We start from the raw sequence: 15,054 nt of genomic DNA, 5'->3' as shown, positions 1-15,054 counted from the left end.
CGACCCCCTGGCTCTCAGCGCCTTCGTGTAGGGCGACCAGTTCTTCGTCGTGTACTTCTTCTTCGCCGGCTTGCTCATCCCGTCAGCCTACCTCACCGCTCGACCACCGGCCGGCTGGGTGGGTTGTGCAACAAAGCCGTGAACGTATACAAGTGATGGACTCGCTAATTTGTGCGAAATCACCGCGCTGAGTCATTCCACTGGCAGACGCGCGACTGCAAAAGCTGGGCGTCTCGGATGTTAGGGTTTTCCATTACCCGTTACAGTCCTGCCTTCGCCCGCTGCCCCCGCTTCCATGCCCACCGCCACCCCCTCCCGCCCCCTCCACGGTATCCTGTTCGTCATCGCCGCCGTCGCCCAGTTCGCCTGTTTCGACGCGGGCGTGAAGGTCGCCAGCGCGATCGCCTCGGTGGGGCTGGTGGTGTGGGCGCGCTACATGTTCCAGGTCGGGTTCACCGCGCTGACCGTGCTGCCGCGCCGTGGCACCGCGCTGCTGAAGACCCAGCGCCCGGGCCTGCAACTGCTGCGTGGCCTGAGCCTGCTGACGCTGAGCGTGCTGGCCTTCTTCAGCCTGCAGGTGATGCCGGTCGGCGAGTTCACCGCCATCGTGATGCTCACCCCGCTGCTGATCACGCTGCTGGCCACGCTCACGCTCGGCGAGCGCATCTCGCCGCTGCGCTGGCTGCTGCTGGCGGGCGGGATGGCCGGTGCGCTGGTCGTGATCCGTCCCCAGGGGGACACGCATGACCTTGGCTGGGCGGCGCTGCTGCCCTTCGGGCTGGTGCTGTCGAACGCCGTGTTCCAGCTCATCACCAGCCGCCTGGCGCGCACCGAAGACCCCACGACGACCCAGTTCTACACCGGTCTGACCGGCGCCGTGCTCACCAGCGTGCTGCTGCCGTGGAGCTGGCAGACGCTCACGCCGGCCGGCTGGGCGCTGCTGGTGCTGCTCGGCGCGCTCAGCACCTCGGGCCACTTCCTGCTGCTCCTCGGCTACATGCGCGCCGGGGCGGCCACGCTGACGCCGTTCCTGTACTTCCAGATCGTCTTCGCCACGCTGGTCGGCTGGCTCTGGTTCGGCCACGCGCCGGACGCGGCCACGCTTGGAGGCGTCGCGATCATCACCAGTTGCGGCGTCCTGGGCACTTGGTTGTCCAGCCGCGAGCGGGCGCGACCTGCCGCCGCAGCGGCCCTCCTCCTGCCACCCCAGGCCCGCAAGCAGCCGAACTGTTCCGCCTGAGCGTTAGAGCGCAGGCGGGTGTTGATCGGGAAGATGAGCCCCCCTGTTTGAGTGGGTATGCATCCGTACAATTCCTCACAAACTGCTATTTATAGCATTTAGGGAGGAAGTTGGTTTCAAAAATGCCACCTAAACTGGTCCCGAATCAGCATTTTCATTCGGGGAACCATGTGGTATGGCGACGTCAGCAGCAATGAACTTCCTGCCTTGGGATACCTTCATGCAGCGGCATGAAGCGGCTTGGCTGCGCCTGTGGACTGCTGTCGGTGCAGCCCCCGACCTGAGCCCGATCTGGGCCCTCAGCCTGATCCATGGCCACCGCCTGAACACCGCCGAACTGCAGGTGGCGTTCCAGACGGACGTCTGCGGCGAGCTGTTGCTGGTCTGGCCATTGCGCTTCACGACGCACCGGCGCATGGGGCTGGTGTGGAAGAAGGTGGGGGCGCTGACGAACATCTTCTGTCTGCACGGCGGGCTGCTGACGTTACTGGACACCTCGGTGGCCGTGCGGCAAACGCTGCAGGCGCTGCGCGGCATGCAGGGGGCCTGGAGCTGGCTGGACGTTGACTTGCTGGAGGTTGGATCGTCCTTGCACACCGCCTGGCTGCGCGCCGCACAGCAGACCGGCTGCGGTGTCGAGCGCATCCCCAAGGGACGCTCTCCCTACATCGTCAGCCCTGGGACGCTGGACGAGTTCCTCGCCACCAAGAGCCGCAACTTCCGCAGCAACATGCGCGCACGGCGTCGGGAGGTGATGACCTCGCCGGATGTGGAGGTCCGCTACTTCACCCAGCCGCACGAGATGGACGCCTACTTTGCGCTGGCGCTGAGCGTCGAGCGCACGAGCTGGAAGCGCCGCGTGGGCTCGTCACTCGACCAGCGCGAGTGGGAAACCCGGCTGTACGACGATCTGATGGGGCGCTATGCCCAGATCGGCCAGGTGCTGGCGGCCGTGCTGTTCATCGATGGTGTGCCGACTGCGCACAGCATGGATGTGCTGCAGGGTGGCCGTGTCTACGGGCTCAAGACCAGCTTCGATCCGGGCTTCACGGTGCGGCGGCCGGGTGTGATGCTGCTGGTGGCGCGGCTGGAACGCTACTTCGCGCAAGGCGTGCGCGAGTTCGATTTCATCGGCCAGGACGAGGACTACAAGCTGCAGTGGAGCCGGCAGTGTCGGGCGCACGAGTCGCTGCGGCTGTACGCGCCGACGCTGGCCGCACGGGCGCTGTTCCTGAGCACTGACCTGCGCCGGCGGTGGCGGGATTACCGCGGCCGGTCGTCGGCACCCACACCGGTGCCGGTTGCCGGGAACCAGCCCGCGCTGGCCAGGGCATCGCTCGAAGACGACCGGTTGTCCGTCTCGGCCTGACCCATCCCGCTGTTCAGCCCGAAGGTCAGCGCGCTGGTGCCGAACTGCGGCCGGTACACGGCTGTGGGCCACAGGCAGGGCCACAGCAGCAGCAGGACAATGGCCAATATCACGCGCGAGTTCAGTGCGTCCTCACGGGACTCGTGCATCAGGTGGCTGAGCGGACCGACCTGCAGCAGCAGCAGCCCGATGCCCAGGTGCAGGCCCAGCAGGATGACCAGAAAGTGTTGCATGCGGTCATGCTAAACACGTTTGGTTCCTGTCGGTACCGATCCCTCTGTCTCCGCGCCCTGCAGATGCGGGGTGTTTTGCCTCGGATCGACCGGGTTTTGACTCTCTGGTGGCACTCGTTCAGTTCAGGCGCGCAGTCCGTCCGGACCATGGAGTGCGGTCACGGCCTGCGCCCGCCGCGTCAGCACGGCGCGCTGGTTCAGATACCCTTTGTCGGTGATCTCGCCCGCGTCCACGCTGGGCGGCTCATCGAGGATCAGCGCGCATGCTGGCGTCTGGGAGGAGCCACCACCTTCGGCTTTCATCGCCTGCAATCCGGCGCGGATGTGGGCGTCGAGTTCGACGCGGGGCAGTGCCCTGGCCTGCGGTGTCGGGAAGACCAGCAGGCCGATCTCCTCGCGCTCGTGGCCGGTGATGACGACGTCCGCCACATGCGGTGCCAGCGCGGTGACCGCACGGATGCGCAGCGTGCCGACGCTGACCCAGGTGCCGCTGAGCAGCTTGAAGTCCTCGGCCACGCGCCCGTCGAAGACGATGCCACGCTCGGGGCGGGTGTCGTCCACCAGCTTCGCGGCGTCGCCGATGCAGTAATAACCGTCCTCGTCGAACGCCTTAGCCGTGACCTCGGGCGCGTGGCGGTAGGCGGAGAACACGCTCGGCCCGCGCACCCGGATCTCCAGCTTGCCGCCGTTCGGGACCAGCTTCAGCTCGATGCCGGGCAAGGGCAGCCCGATGCAGCCGGCGCGGTCGATGCGCCAATGCACGCTCGTCACGGCGGGCGCCGTCTCGGTTGCGCCCCACGACGACGTGAACCACAGCGGCCGGTCGCGCACCTGGGCCACCACCGCTTCGAGCCGCGACCACAGGCTCTGCGGCAGCGCGGCGCCCGCGTAGAACACGCCTTCCAGCCCGCCGAGCACGTCCCGCGCCAGCGCCTCGTCCGCCTCCAGGTAGGGCAGCAGCATGTCGAAGCCACGCGGCACATTGAAATGGAAGTTCGGCCGCACCTCGCGCAGGTTCTCCACCGTCTTCTCGATCAGCCCCGGCGCCGGGCGGCCTTCATCGACGAAGAGGCTGCCGCCGTGCGACAGCACCATGTGGACGTTGTGGTTGCCGCCGAAGGTGTGGCTCCACGGCAGCCAGTCGAGCAGCCGCAGCGGCTGGCGCGTCAGGAAGGGCCACGCCTGCGCGATCTGCTGCTGGTTGGCGCAGAGCATGCGGTGGCTGTTGACGACGACCTTGGGCACGCCGGTCGAGCCGGAGGTCAGCAGGTACTTGGCCGGCCACTCGGGGCGGATCGCGGCGAAGGCGGCCATCACGGCAGGCGACTCGTCGCGGGCGAGCAGATCGGCGAAGGATTGCGCACCGTCGAAGGCCGCCGCGTTCTGGCTGAACACCACCGGCACGCCGCGCCCCTGCTCCCAGGCGCGCACGGGCGGGCCGTAGACGCCCGGCTCGCCGGCGTAGACCAGCGCCGGGTCGAGCGCGTCGAGGATGGCGTGGATCTTGGCGAAGTCCTTCGTCATCCGGCAGTAGGCGCTGGAGACGGTGCAGACGACACGGCCGAGGTGCATCGTCGCCAGGATCAGCAGCGCGTGGTCCACGCTGTTGTCCGACAGGATCACCACCGGCTTGTCGGCGGGCAGGTGCAGGTCGAGCTGCGCCTGCGCGAGTCGCCCGACCGCGTCGCGGGTCTGGCGGTAGGTGAGCTGGCGCCATCCGCCGGGTGTCGTGGCGTCGCGCTCGGCGAGGAACAGCGCGTCGGGCGTTGTCGCGGCCCAGTGCTCCAGCCAGTCGCCGATGCAGCGGGCGAACGGTTGCAGCGCCTCCGGCGAACGCAGGATGAAGCCGCCGCCGGGCAGGTCTTCACGCACGACACGCGGCGGGGCGAGCGCGGCCGCATCGCCGAACAGGGTCAGGTCCATCGTCTTGTCTCCTTACACACCCAGGTAACCCGCCAGCTCCGCACTGCCCTGCAGCGTGTCGGAGCTGCCCTCCAGCACCAGCCGCCCCTTCTGCATCACCACCAGCCGGTCCGACTCGGCGCACACCTTGCGGTAGTCGCGGTCGACGATCAGCGTGGCGATGCCGGTGCGGCGGATGTCGGCGATGACGCGCCAGATCTCGGCGACGATCAGCGGCGCCAGCCCTTCGGTGGCCTCGTCGAGGATGACCGCGTCGGGGTTGGTCATCAGCGCGCGGCCGATGGAGAGCATCTGCTGCTCGCCGCCGGAGAGCTGGTGCCCCAGGTTGGTCAGCCGCTCGGACAGGCGCGGGAAGGTGCCCATCACGCGCTCGAAGGTCCAGTCCTTCTGGCCGGAGGTGCCGGCGCGGGCGGCCATCACGAGGTTCTCGCGCACGGTCAGCGTCGGGAAGATGCCGCGTCCTTCCGGCACGTAGGCAACGCCGAGCTGCGCGGCCTGGTGCGGCAGTCCTTTCGACAGATCCTTGCCTGCGACGTGGATGCGGCCCTGGCGCTGGCGGACGTGGCCGAGCAGCGTGCGGATCAGCGTCGATTTGCCCATGCCGTTGCGCCCGAGCAGGCCGACGGTTTCGCCCCGGGCAAGTCTGAAATCGATGCCATGCAGGATGTGGCTGCTGCCGTACCAGGCTTGCACGCCCTGCGCGTCGATGATGAGCGGAGTCGATGGTGCCGACATTCAGTGGCCTCCCAGGTAGGCGGCCTGCACGTCGCGGTTGGTGCGCACCGCGTCGGGCGTGCCCGTGGCGATCACCGCGCCGTTGACCATCACGGTGATGCGGTCGGCGACCGCGAACACCGCGTCCATGTCGTGTTCGACCAGCAGGATGGCGTGGCCCTTCTTCAGCGAGCGCAGCAGGTCGAGCATTCGGTGCGATTCCTCCGGCCCCATGCCCGCCAGCGGCTCGTCGAGCAGCAGCACACGCGGCGCAGTGGCGAGGCACATCGCGATTTCCAACTGGCGCTTCTGGCCGTGCGACAGGCTCGCCGCGGTGCGTCCGGCCACCGCCGCGAGTCCTGCGCGCTCGATGGCCGCCTTGGCCCGCCCGGTGCTGGTGCGGCACGCCTGCGCCGACTCCCACCACGCCCATGGCCGCTGCACGCGGGCCTGCGCGGCGAGGCGGCAGTTTTCCATCACCGTCAGCGGCAGGAAGATGTTGTTGCGCTGGTAGCTGCGACCGATGCCGGCGTGGGCCAGCTTCGGCTGCGGCCAGCGGGTCACGTCCTGGCCGCCCAGCACGACCGCGCCACTCGACGGCGGCAGCTCCCCCGACAACAGGTTGATCAGCGTCGATTTGCCTGCGCCGTTGGTGCCGATGACGGCGTGGATCTCGCCCTCGTGCAGCGCGACCGACACGTCGCTCACGGCCACCAGCGCCCCGAACCGGCGGGTGAGGCCACGCGCTTCGAACAGCGCGGTGGTGGTGCTGGTGGTGCTCATGCCGCCTCCTTGCGTTGCTGCAACCGCGACCACAGCCCCGCCAGCCCCTGCGGCAGCAAGGCCACCGCGACGATGATGAAACTGCCGAACACCAGTTGCCAGTGCTTGGTCAGCGACGAGAACCACTCGGACAGCAGCACGAAGGCAAACGCCCCCATCACCGCGCCGCCCAGGCTGCCCAGCCCGCCGAGGATGATCATCACCAGCGCGTTGCCGCTCTGGTGCCAGGACAGGATCTCGGGCGTGACGAAGCCGTACTGCGCTGCGTAGAGAAAACCCGCCACGCCCGCCAGCATCCCGGCGACGACAAAGCCCGCGAGCTTGTAGAGCAGCGTCGAGTAGCCCGCGGCCCGCATCCGCTGCTCGTTGTGCTTGATGCCGACCAGCGCGTGCCCGAAGCGAGACCGCAGCAGCAGCGTCAGCACCGCCAGCGCCAGCACCAGCGTGCCCAGCACGAACCAGTAGAAGCTGTTGGCCTGCTCCAGGTCGATCCACTGCCAGCCAGCGACCGTGAACGCCGGCTTGAAGTAGACATAGGCGCCGTCGCTGCCCCCGGCGATCGACGTGTCGTGGAAGACGAAGAACACGAGCTGCGCGAAGGCCAGCGTGACCATGATGAAGTAGATGCCCTGCGTGCGCATCACCAGCGCGCCGATCACCAGCGCGAGCAACCCGGCGCCGCCGACCGCCGCGGCCAGCATCAGCCAGCCGTTGCCCGCCTCGCCGAGCGGTGCGAGCATGGCGACCGCGTAGGCCCCGACGCCGAAGAACGCCGCGTGCCCCAGGCTCACCAAGCCGGTGTAGCCCACCAGCAGTTGCAGGCTTGCCGCGAAGATCGCCATGATCATCACCTTGGCGAGCAGCTCGGTGTGGAACTTGCCGCCGATCGGCTCGGGCAGCAGCGGGAACACCGCCAGCAGCACGAACACCACCAGCCAGGCGGCCACGGACAGCGAAGAAAGAGATTTTTGGGAGTTGGTTGAAGTCATCGCCGGATCACCCTGCCTTGAACAGACCGGCCGGGCGCCACAGCAGGATGGCCGCCATCAGCACGTAGACCAGCGCACCGGCCCCTTCCTGCCAGAGCACCTTGCCGAAGGTGTCCACGAAACCGATCAGCAGCGCCGCGACCAGCGCCCCCTTGATCGAACCGATGCCGCCGATCACGACGACGACGAAGCAGATGATCAGCACCTGCCCGCCCATGCCCGGATAGACCGAGGACACCGGCGCGGCGATCATCCCGGCGAACACCGCCAGCGCCACGCCCACCGCGAACACCACCCGGTACAGCAGCGTGATGTTGATGCCCAGCGACTGCACCATCTCGCGGTTGGTCGCCCCGGCGCGGACCATCATCCCCAGGCGCGTCTTGCTGATCAGCCCGTACATCCCGAGCGCCAGCAGCAGGCACACCGCCGACACCGCCAGCCGGTAGACCGGGTAGGTCATGCCGTTGCCGATGGCGATGGACCCCGCGAGCCAGCCGGGGATGTCCACGCCATGCACGTCGTCACCCACCAGGATGCTGCGCAGCTCCTCGAAGACCAGGATCAGCCCGTAGGTCATCAGCACCTGCTGCAGATGCTCCCGGTCATAGAGGTAGCTGAAGAACACCCACTCCAGCACGTAGCCGAAGGCCACCGCCAGCACGGTGCCGACCAGCAGCGCCAGCGGCAGGCTGCCGAACAGCGAACTCAAGCTGAACGCCAGGTAGGCGCCGATCATGTAGAAGCTGCCGTGGGCGAGGTTGATCACGCCCATGATCCCGAAGATCAGCGTCAGCCCCGAGGCCACCAGGAACAGCAGCAGACCGTACTGCACGCTGTTGAGGCACTGGATGAGGAAGGTGGTGAGGTCCATCGGAGCGTGGTGCTGTCAGTCAGTCGTTGATCAGAGCTTGCAGCCGCGGGCCGGGTCGGTCAGGCCCTTGACGGCGATGGCGATGTTCTTGTTGGTCTTGCCGCTGACCTCGCGCAGGTAGAAGTCCTGCACCGGGTTGTGCGCCTTGCTCAGCGTGAACGGGCCGCGCGGGCTGTCGATCTTGGCGGTTTCCATCGCCTTGACGAGGCCATCGCGGTTCTTCACGTCGCCCTTGACCGCCGCCAGACCCGCGCCGAGCATCTGCGCCGCGTCGTAGCCCTGCACGGCGTACACGTCCGGCTGCAGCTTGTAGGTCTTGGCGTACTGCAGCCGGAACGCCTTGTCCTTGGCGTTGGTCAGGTCGTCGGCGTAGTGCAGCGTGGTCAGCAGGCCCTTGGCGGTGTCGCCCTGCGCTTCGAGCGTGCCGTCGGTCAGGAAGCCCGCGCCGATCAGCTTGATGTTGGCGCCCAGGCCCGCAGCCGCCCAGTCCTTGACGAACTTGACCGCGCCACCGCCCGCGAAGAACACGTACACCGCGTCCGGCTTGAGCGCGGCGACCTCGGTCAGCAACGCCTGGAACTCGACGCCGGGGAAGGGCAGGTTCAGCTCCTTCATCACCTTGCCGCCGCCCGCCTCGAAGCCTTCCTTGAAGCCCTTGACCGACTCGTCGCCGGCCGCGTACTTCCAGGTCAGCGTCACCGCGGTCTTGATCTTCTTGTCGGCGGCAACCTTGCCCATCGCAAAGCCAGGCTGCCAGTTCGAGAACGACGAGCGGAAGATGTTCGGCGCGCACAAGGGGCCGGTGATGGCGTCGGCGCCCGCGTTGGGCACGATCAGCAGCGTGTTGTTGTCCTTGGCAACCTTGGCCATCGCCATCGCCACGCCGGAGTGAACGGTGCCGACCATCACGTCGACGTTGTCGCGCTTGACCAGCTTGTTGGCGTTGTCGGCGGCCTTGGACGGATCGGACTCGTCATCGACCTTGACGAACTCGATGGTCTTGCCGCCGAGCTTGCCGCCTTGTTCATCGACGTACTGCTTGAAGCCGTTCTCGATCGCCACGCCGAGGGCCGCGAAGGTGCCGGTGTAGGGCAGCATGAAGCCGACCTTGATCTTGTCCTGGGCGAACGCGCCGCTGGCCAGCGAGAGCAGGGCGGTGGCGACGAGGGTGCGGGTGAAGAAAGCGGTCATGGTGATGTCTCCTGAACGGATGCGGTAGGGCGATGAGTACGTCTCAACGGGTGTGACGATGCAGGAAATCGGCGGCGGCGTCGATCAGGGCTTCCGGCTGGTCGCGGTGCGGGCTGTGGCCGCAGGCGTCGAGCTTCAGCAGCGTGGTGCGGCCGGGGCAGAGGTCGGCGATTTGCTCGATCTGGGCCATCGTGCCGTACTGGTCGTCATGGCCCTGCACAGCCAGCACCGGGCAGCGGACCTGAGCCACCTCGCGCTCGATGTTCCAGTCGCGGAAAGCCGGGTCGAGCCAGATGTCGTTCCAGCCCCGGAAAGCCGAATCCGGGTCGACGTGGTGCTTGCCCAGCTTCGCCCGCAGGTCGGTGGTCGCGTAGGCGGTGCGGGCGTCCTCGATGCTGGCGATGCTCAGGTCTTCGACGAACAGGTGCGGCGCGGCGACGACGAGGGCCGCGACACGTTCCGGGAACATCGCCGCGTGCAGCAGTGCGATCGAACCGCCGTCGCTGTGGCCGAACAGCGCATACGGCGCCGACACGCCCAGCGCGTCAAGCAGCGGCGGCAGCACCTCGCGGGCCTGCCGGTGCATGAAGTCGGGCCGCCAGCGTTCGTCGGCGGGTTTCGGCGTGGACTGCCCATACGCTGGGCGCGAATACACCAATCCCGCGCAGCCGATCTGCGCGCACAGCCGATCCGGAAAGTCCCGCCACATCGACAGCGAGCCGAGTCCCTCGTGCAGGAACACCAGCAGCGGCGGCGGCGCGGCGTCGGTGGACGTTGGGGCGTCGATGCGGCGGTATTCGACACGCACCGGGCGGCCGGCCCAGTCGATGTCTGCGAAGGCGATGCCGTGGGCCATCGGGTCAGCCCTGCGCCTTGGCGTCTGCCTGCTTTTCCTGATCCCGCAGCTTGAACCGCTGGATCTTGCCGGTGGCGGTCTTGGGCAGGTCTTCGACAAACTCGATCTGGCGCGGGTACTTGTACGGCGCGAGCTTGTCCTTCACGAATGCCTTGAGCGCCGCCTCGTCGGTCTCGGCGCCGGGCTTCAGCACGACAAACGCCTTGGTCTTGGTCAGGCCGTCCGCGTCGATCACGCCGATCACCGCGGCCTCCAGCACCGCCGGGTGCTGCACCAGCGTCGCCTCGACCTCGAACGGCGAGACGTAGATGCCGCTGACCTTGAGCATGTCGTCGCTGCGACCGCTGTAGGTGTAGGTGCCGTCGGCGTTCTTCACGTATTTGTCGCCGCTCTTGGTCCAGCCGCCCTGGAAGGTCTCGCGGGTCTTGTCGCGGTTGCCCCAGTACATCATCGCGGCGCTGGGCCCCTGGATGTAGAGGTCGCCCGGCTCGCCGTCCGGCACCGGGCCGCCGCTCTCGCCGCGCAGCTCCACCGTGTAACCCGGCACCGGCCAGCCGGTCGTGCCGTAGCGCACCGCGTCGGGGCGGTTCGACAGGAAGATGTGCAGCATCTCGGTCGAGCCGATGCCGTCCACGATGTCCACGCCGAAATGGCGCTGGAACCGCTCGCCGAGGTCGGCCGGCAGCGCCTCGCCCGCCGACGACACCAGCCGCAGTGCCACCGCGTCGCGGGCGGGCAGGTTCGGGTGGGCCAGCATCCCCGCGAAGCCGGTCGGGGCGCCGTAGAACACCGTCGGCTTCACGCCGGCTTGCGTGTCGGTCGCGCCGAGCCAGCGTTTGAACGTGGCGTCCGGCGTGGGGCGCTCGCCCATCAGGACCGTGGTGGCGCCGACCGTCATCGGGAAGGTCAGCCCGTTGCCCAGCCCGTAGGCGAAGAAGAGCTTGGCCGCCGAGAAGCACACGTCGTCCTCGGTCAACGCCAGCACGCCCTTGCCATACAGCTCGGCGGTCCAGTAGGGGTTGGCGTGGGAATGCACCGTGCCCTTGGGCCTGCCCGTCGAGCCGGACGAGTAGAGCCAGAAGCCGGGGTCGTCGCCGCTGGTGGTCGCGGCCTTCTGCGCGGGAGCGTGGGCGGCGAGGAATGCCTCGAACTCGACCTCGGCCGGGTGCAGCGGCGCGGCCGGCCGCGAGACGATGACCTTCTGCACCTCGTGGTCCGACTTGACCAGCGCGGCGGTCAGCGTCGGCAGCAGCGCGCCGGAGACGAGCACGGCCTGCGCCCGCGAGTGTTCGAGCATGTAGGCGTAGTCGTCGGCGGTCAGCAGCGTGTTGACCGCCACCGGCACCAGCCCGGCATGCATCGCGCCGAGGAAGCTCACCGGCCAGTCGTTGCCGTCCTGCATCAGCAGCAGCACCCGCTCCTCGCGCTTGAGGCCCAGCGCCCGCAGCCCGCCAGCCAGCCGGCGCACGCGCTCGTCGAGCTGGCCGTAGGTGAGGGCGCCGACGTCGTCGAGGAAGGCGGCCTTGTCCGGGCGGCCGGCGTTCAGCGTCAGCATGTGCTGCGCGAAGTTGAAGGGTTGGCCGGAGATCAGGGCGGTCATGGGGTGTCCTTTTGCGGGCTGGATCGGGTCACAGGCCGGTGAATTCGATCGCGCCTTGCGGCAGCAGGTACAGCACCTGCGCCCGCCCGCCCGACACGGTGGGGCGGTGCGCGCTGCCCGGCCCGTAGACCAGCCAGCCGGCGCCACGGCCGTCGAAGCGGGCGTCCGGATCGATCGGCACGATCAGGTCGATCTCGCCGTGGGGGTGGCGGTGGTGCGGGCCGACCACGTTGTCCATCGCCACGACATCCACCGAGCAACGCGCCAGATCATCGGCCGACTTGAAGATGCGGCCGTAGCGGATGCCGCCGCCTTCGCGGTTGCACAACCAGCCTTCGGCCACGCCGGTGTGCATCTCTTCGGCCAGGCGCTGGTAGATGTCACTGCCTGCACCATGGTGCAGATTCAGCCAGGCGTCGAGGTCGGCATCGAGGGCCCGGCCGGTGATCTGCGCACCGAGTTCGGCCAGCGTGGCACGGAAAGTGGCTTGCGACATGGTGGTTTGATCCGGGTTTGATCGGGGAGGGCTTGCGGCCCGAAGAGACATGCACTATTGTGCGTTTAATGAACGATAGTTCCCGGTTCGTTTAGTGTCAAGCAATATAGTGCATACATAGTGTTTCCCCTTAGATCCCTGACACCCATGCAGGTCAACTCCATCGAAGCGTCGGCGTTGGCCGCTGTCCCGTCCTCGGCTGACGAGTCCAAGAACCCGCTGCTGGTCACGCTAGGCGAACGCGTGCGGGATCTGCGTGCCCGTCGCGGCCTGACGCGCAAGGCCGTGGCGCTGGCGTCGGAGGTGTCCGAGCGGCACCTGGCGAACCTGGAGTACGGCACCGGCAATGCGTCCATCCTCGTGCTGCAGCAGGTGGCGGGGGCGCTGCAGTGTTCGCTGGCCGAGCTGATCGGCGACGTGACGACCTCGTCGCCCGAGTGGCTGATGATCCGCGAGCTGCTCGAAGGCCGCAGCGACGCCGAGCTGCGCCGCGCCCGCGAGGCGCTGGCCGGGCTGTTTGCCGCCGGCACCTCGGCGCAGGGCAGCCGCGGCCACTGCATCGCGCTGATCGGTCTGCGCGGGGCGGGCAAGTCCACGCTGGGACAGATGCTGGCCGACGACCTCGGCTATCCGTTCATCGAGCTGAGTCGGCAGATCGAGGCATTTGCCGGCTGCAGCATCAGCGAGATCCACAACCTCTACGGCACCAACGCCTACCGCCGCTATGAGCGGCGGGCGCTGGAGGAGGCGATCCAGATCTACCCCGAAGTCGTGATCGCCACGCCGGGCGGGCTGGTGTCGGACGCGGCGAACTTCAACCTGCTGCTCGGCCACTGCACCACGGTGTGGTTGCAGGCGACACCCGAGGACCACATGCAGCGCGTGGCCGCGCAAGGCGATCTGCGCCCGATGGCGGGCAGCCAGGAGGCGATGGAGGATCTGCGGCGCATCCTGGCGGGGCGGGCGTCGTTCTATGAAAAGGCGGATCTGGTGTTCGACACCAGTGCGCAGGATCTGCAGGAGACCTTTGCCGCGCTGCGGCTGCGGTTGCGAAGCACGCTGGGGCTGCCGGCCTGAGCGACCGGCGGCGTGGTTCAGCGCGCCTTGGTCGGCACCGGCGCCAGCGTCACGGGATGGGCATGCGCCTCGACTCGCTGCCCCTCCTCGTTCAGATTCCACTCAGATCGGGTTCCCATGACGCCATTGCCTTCTTTCCTCGCCGCCACCGTGCTGCTGGGCCTGTCGCTGACCAGCACGGCGGCCGAACTGGCCTCGCGCATCGCCCGCGTCACCGTCTACCCCGGCACCGCCGTCGTCGAGCGCACCGCCCGCGTGCCGGCCGGCGCCCGCGAGGTGGTGCTGAACTGCCTGAGTCCGCAGTTCGACATGGCCTCGCTGCGGATCGAAGCCGATGCCCCGATCCGCCTCGGCCCGGTCACCGCGACCACGCGCCCGCGCAGCGAATCCGCCGCGTGCAGCACCAGCCCGCTGGACGGCCGCATCACGGCGCTGGAGGACCGCATCGCCGCGCTGGCGGCCGAACATGCGTCGCAGGAGCTGGTGCTCGGACTGCTGAAAGGACTGGGTTCTGGCGAGGGCACGCGCACGCCGAACGCCCCGCTGGCCACGACCCTGACCCTCGTCCAGCGCAGCGGCCAGGACGCCTACCAGCAGCAGCACCGCCTCCAGCGCGAGCGCGAGAAGCTGGAGCGTGAACTCGCCCCGCTGAAGGTCGAGCGCGAACGGCAGCAGCCCGGCGGCGGCGAGGTGCGCCAGTTGCGCGTGCAGCTCCAGGCGGGGGCGGAAGGGGAGCTGCGTCTGCAGTACCAGACCGCCGGCCCGACCTGGGCGCCGGCCTACCGTGCCACGCTGGACCCGACTGCCGCGACGGTCGAGATGGAGCGCCAGGCGCAGGTCAGCCAGAACACGGGCGAGGACTGGACCGGCGTGGCGCTGCGGCTGTCCACCGGCTCGCCGCAGTCGGCCACCAGCGGGCCGGCGCCGCGCCGCTGGGAGATTTCGCCCCGGCCGCCGATGCCTGCCGCGCCGGTCGCGATGGCCATGGCGGCGCCTGCCCCCGCGCCGATGATGGCCCGCGCCGGCAAGGCCCAGGTGGCGGAGATGGCCGAGCCGATGGACTTCGCCGTGCAGGTGCGCCAGGGCGAGTTCGCCACCGAGTTCGAGGTGCCCGGCCAGGTCGATGTCGCGCAGGGCGGACAGCGCGTGGCCTTCTCGCTCGGCACGCAACGCTGGCCCGCCCGCGTCAAGGTCCAGACCGTCCCGCAGGCCGACCCGAGCGCCTGGCTCATCGCCGAGGTGGCGCGCCCGGACGGCGTGTGGCCCGACGGCAGCCTGCAACTGCTGCGCGGCACGCAGGTGGTCGGCCGCACGGTCTGGCGTCTGGGCGAGCGCGAGACGCTGGCGCTGTCCTTCGGGCGCGACGAACAGGTGCGGGTGCAGAACCTGCCCGTGACGCAGCAGACCGCCAGCGCCGGCTTCATCGGCACCCGCACCGAGCGCCGCGTCGGCCGCCTCGTCGAAGTCGAGAACCGCCGCCGCACGCCGGTGACGCTGGAGGTGCTCGAAGCGACGCCGGTCAGCACCGACGAGAAGATCACCGTCACCCGCCAGTTCACCCCCGCGCCGCAGCCCGGCGACTGGCAGGACCAGCCCGGTGTCGTCGCCTGGACGCAGACGCTGGCGCCGGGGCAGAAGGCGCGGTTCGGGGCGGAGTACGTCATCGGCCATGCGAAGGATCTGCCCGTGATCGAGCGGCGGTGAAGGGT

Annotated in this window: 14 protein-coding genes; 4 read left to right on the top strand and 10 right to left on the bottom strand. The window is 68.6% G+C overall.

Features of this window, described 5'->3' with window-relative positions; all coding sequences use genetic code 11:
• The first annotated feature begins 295 nt into the window (after positions 1-295).
• Positions 296-1,240: a DMT family transporter gene (locus RMP06_RS09300; RefSeq protein WP_310461496.1), complete on the top strand. Its 945-nt coding sequence runs from the start codon at positions 296-298 to the stop codon at positions 1,238-1,240.
• Between the two features lie 193 nt (positions 1,241-1,433).
• Entirely contained in the window at positions 1,434-2,609 is a 1,176-nt protein-coding gene (locus tag RMP06_RS09295) for a GNAT family N-acetyltransferase (RefSeq protein WP_310461495.1), read from the top strand.
• Here the strand turns inward: RMP06_RS09295 and RMP06_RS09290 are convergent.
• From RMP06_RS09290 to RMP06_RS09245, 10 genes are all read right to left on the bottom strand, one after another.
• Positions 2,504-2,842 (bottom strand): hypothetical protein, encoded by a 339-nt coding sequence (locus RMP06_RS09290; protein ID WP_310461494.1) that lies wholly within the window; start codon positions 2,840-2,842, stop codon positions 2,504-2,506. The genes RMP06_RS09295 and RMP06_RS09290 overlap by 106 nt on opposite strands.
• Before the next feature lie 123 nt (positions 2,843-2,965).
• Complete coding sequence (locus tag RMP06_RS09285) at positions 2,966-4,765, bottom strand: feruloyl-CoA synthase (RefSeq protein ID WP_310461493.1); 1,800 nt, start codon at positions 4,763-4,765, stop codon at positions 2,966-2,968.
• Positions 4,766-4,777: 12 nt separating this feature from the next.
• A complete protein-coding gene (locus tag RMP06_RS09280) occupies positions 4,778-5,500 on the bottom strand; it encodes an ABC transporter ATP-binding protein (protein WP_310461492.1) in 723 nt (240 codons plus the stop codon).
• Positions 5,501-6,262, bottom strand: a complete 762-nt coding sequence (locus RMP06_RS09275) for an ABC transporter ATP-binding protein (protein ID WP_310461491.1) — start codon at positions 6,260-6,262, stop codon at positions 5,501-5,503.
• The gene (locus RMP06_RS09270) at positions 6,259-7,251 is read right to left on the bottom strand and encodes a branched-chain amino acid ABC transporter permease (protein ID WP_310461490.1); all 993 of its coding nucleotides are present in this window, start codon (positions 7,249-7,251) and stop codon (positions 6,259-6,261) included. Before RMP06_RS09270 ends, RMP06_RS09275 begins: the two co-directional genes overlap by 4 nt.
• Before the next feature lie 7 nt (positions 7,252-7,258).
• Positions 7,259-8,125 (bottom strand): branched-chain amino acid ABC transporter permease, encoded by an 867-nt coding sequence (locus RMP06_RS09265; protein ID WP_310461489.1) that lies wholly within the window; start codon positions 8,123-8,125, stop codon positions 7,259-7,261.
• Between the two features lie 30 nt (positions 8,126-8,155).
• The gene (locus RMP06_RS09260) at positions 8,156-9,316 is read right to left on the bottom strand and encodes an ABC transporter substrate-binding protein (RefSeq protein ID WP_310461488.1); all 1,161 of its coding nucleotides are present in this window, start codon (positions 9,314-9,316) and stop codon (positions 8,156-8,158) included.
• A gap of 43 nt (positions 9,317-9,359) precedes the next feature.
• On the bottom strand, positions 9,360-10,172 hold the full coding sequence (locus tag RMP06_RS09255) for an alpha/beta fold hydrolase (RefSeq protein WP_310461487.1): 813 nt from the start codon (positions 10,170-10,172) through the stop codon (positions 9,360-9,362).
• A 4-nt stretch (positions 10,173-10,176) separates the two neighbouring features.
• Positions 10,177-11,772: a benzoate-CoA ligase family protein gene (locus RMP06_RS09250; RefSeq protein WP_310461486.1), complete on the bottom strand. Its 1,596-nt coding sequence runs from the start codon at positions 11,770-11,772 to the stop codon at positions 10,177-10,179.
• Between the two features lie 28 nt (positions 11,773-11,800).
• Complete coding sequence (locus RMP06_RS09245) at positions 11,801-12,268, bottom strand: 4-hydroxylaminobenzoate lyase (RefSeq protein ID WP_310461485.1); 468 nt, start codon at positions 12,266-12,268, stop codon at positions 11,801-11,803.
• 147 nt (positions 12,269-12,415) lie between these two features.
• Here RMP06_RS09245 and RMP06_RS09240 point away from each other — a divergent pair, with 147 nt between their 5' ends.
• Positions 12,416-13,345, top strand: a complete 930-nt coding sequence (locus RMP06_RS09240; protein WP_310461484.1) for a helix-turn-helix transcriptional regulator — start codon at positions 12,416-12,418, stop codon at positions 13,343-13,345.
• A 117-nt stretch (positions 13,346-13,462) separates the two neighbouring features.
• Positions 13,463-15,049, top strand: coding sequence for a DUF4139 domain-containing protein (locus RMP06_RS09235; RefSeq protein ID WP_310461483.1), 1,587 nt, complete (start codon positions 13,463-13,465; stop codon positions 15,047-15,049).
• Positions 15,050-15,054 lie beyond the last annotated feature (5 nt).

It is taken from the genome of Sphaerotilus sp. (assembly GCF_031429695.1).
Classification (GTDB): domain Bacteria; phylum Pseudomonadota; class Gammaproteobacteria; order Burkholderiales; family Burkholderiaceae_C; genus Sphaerotilus.
Note: the sequence above shows the minus strand (reverse complement) of the source record. Positions and strands in the feature narration are given on the sequence as shown.

Coding starts and splice junctions, on each gene's coding strand:
- RMP06_RS09300 (WP_310461496.1), top strand. CDS start 296: ATGCCCACCGCCACCCCCTCCCGCCCCCTCCACGGTATCCTGTTCGTC.
- RMP06_RS09240 (WP_310461484.1), top strand. CDS start 12,416: ATGCAGGTCAACTCCATCGAAGCGTCGGCGTTGGCCGCTGTCCCGTCC.
- RMP06_RS09250 (WP_310461486.1), bottom strand. CDS start 11,772: ATGACCGCCCTGATCTCCGGCCAACCCTTCAACTTCGCGCAGCACATG.
- RMP06_RS09255 (WP_310461487.1), bottom strand. CDS start 10,172: ATGGCCCACGGCATCGCCTTCGCAGACATCGACTGGGCCGGCCGCCCG.
- RMP06_RS09265 (WP_310461489.1), bottom strand. CDS start 8,125: ATGGACCTCACCACCTTCCTCATCCAGTGCCTCAACAGCGTGCAGTAC.
- RMP06_RS09235 (WP_310461483.1), top strand. CDS start 13,463: ATGACGCCATTGCCTTCTTTCCTCGCCGCCACCGTGCTGCTGGGCCTG.
- RMP06_RS09295 (WP_310461495.1), top strand. CDS start 1,434: ATGAACTTCCTGCCTTGGGATACCTTCATGCAGCGGCATGAAGCGGCT.
- RMP06_RS09260 (WP_310461488.1), bottom strand. CDS start 9,316: ATGACCGCTTTCTTCACCCGCACCCTCGTCGCCACCGCCCTGCTCTCG.
- RMP06_RS09270 (WP_310461490.1), bottom strand. CDS start 7,251: ATGACTTCAACCAACTCCCAAAAATCTCTTTCTTCGCTGTCCGTGGCC.
- RMP06_RS09285 (WP_310461493.1), bottom strand. CDS start 4,765: ATGGACCTGACCCTGTTCGGCGATGCGGCCGCGCTCGCCCCGCCGCGT.
- RMP06_RS09280 (WP_310461492.1), bottom strand. CDS start 5,500: ATGTCGGCACCATCGACTCCGCTCATCATCGACGCGCAGGGCGTGCAA.
- RMP06_RS09245 (WP_310461485.1), bottom strand. CDS start 12,268: ATGTCGCAAGCCACTTTCCGTGCCACGCTGGCCGAACTCGGTGCGCAG.
- RMP06_RS09275 (WP_310461491.1), bottom strand. CDS start 6,262: ATGAGCACCACCAGCACCACCACCGCGCTGTTCGAAGCGCGTGGCCTC.
- RMP06_RS09290 (WP_310461494.1), bottom strand. CDS start 2,842: ATGCAACACTTTCTGGTCATCCTGCTGGGCCTGCACCTGGGCATCGGG.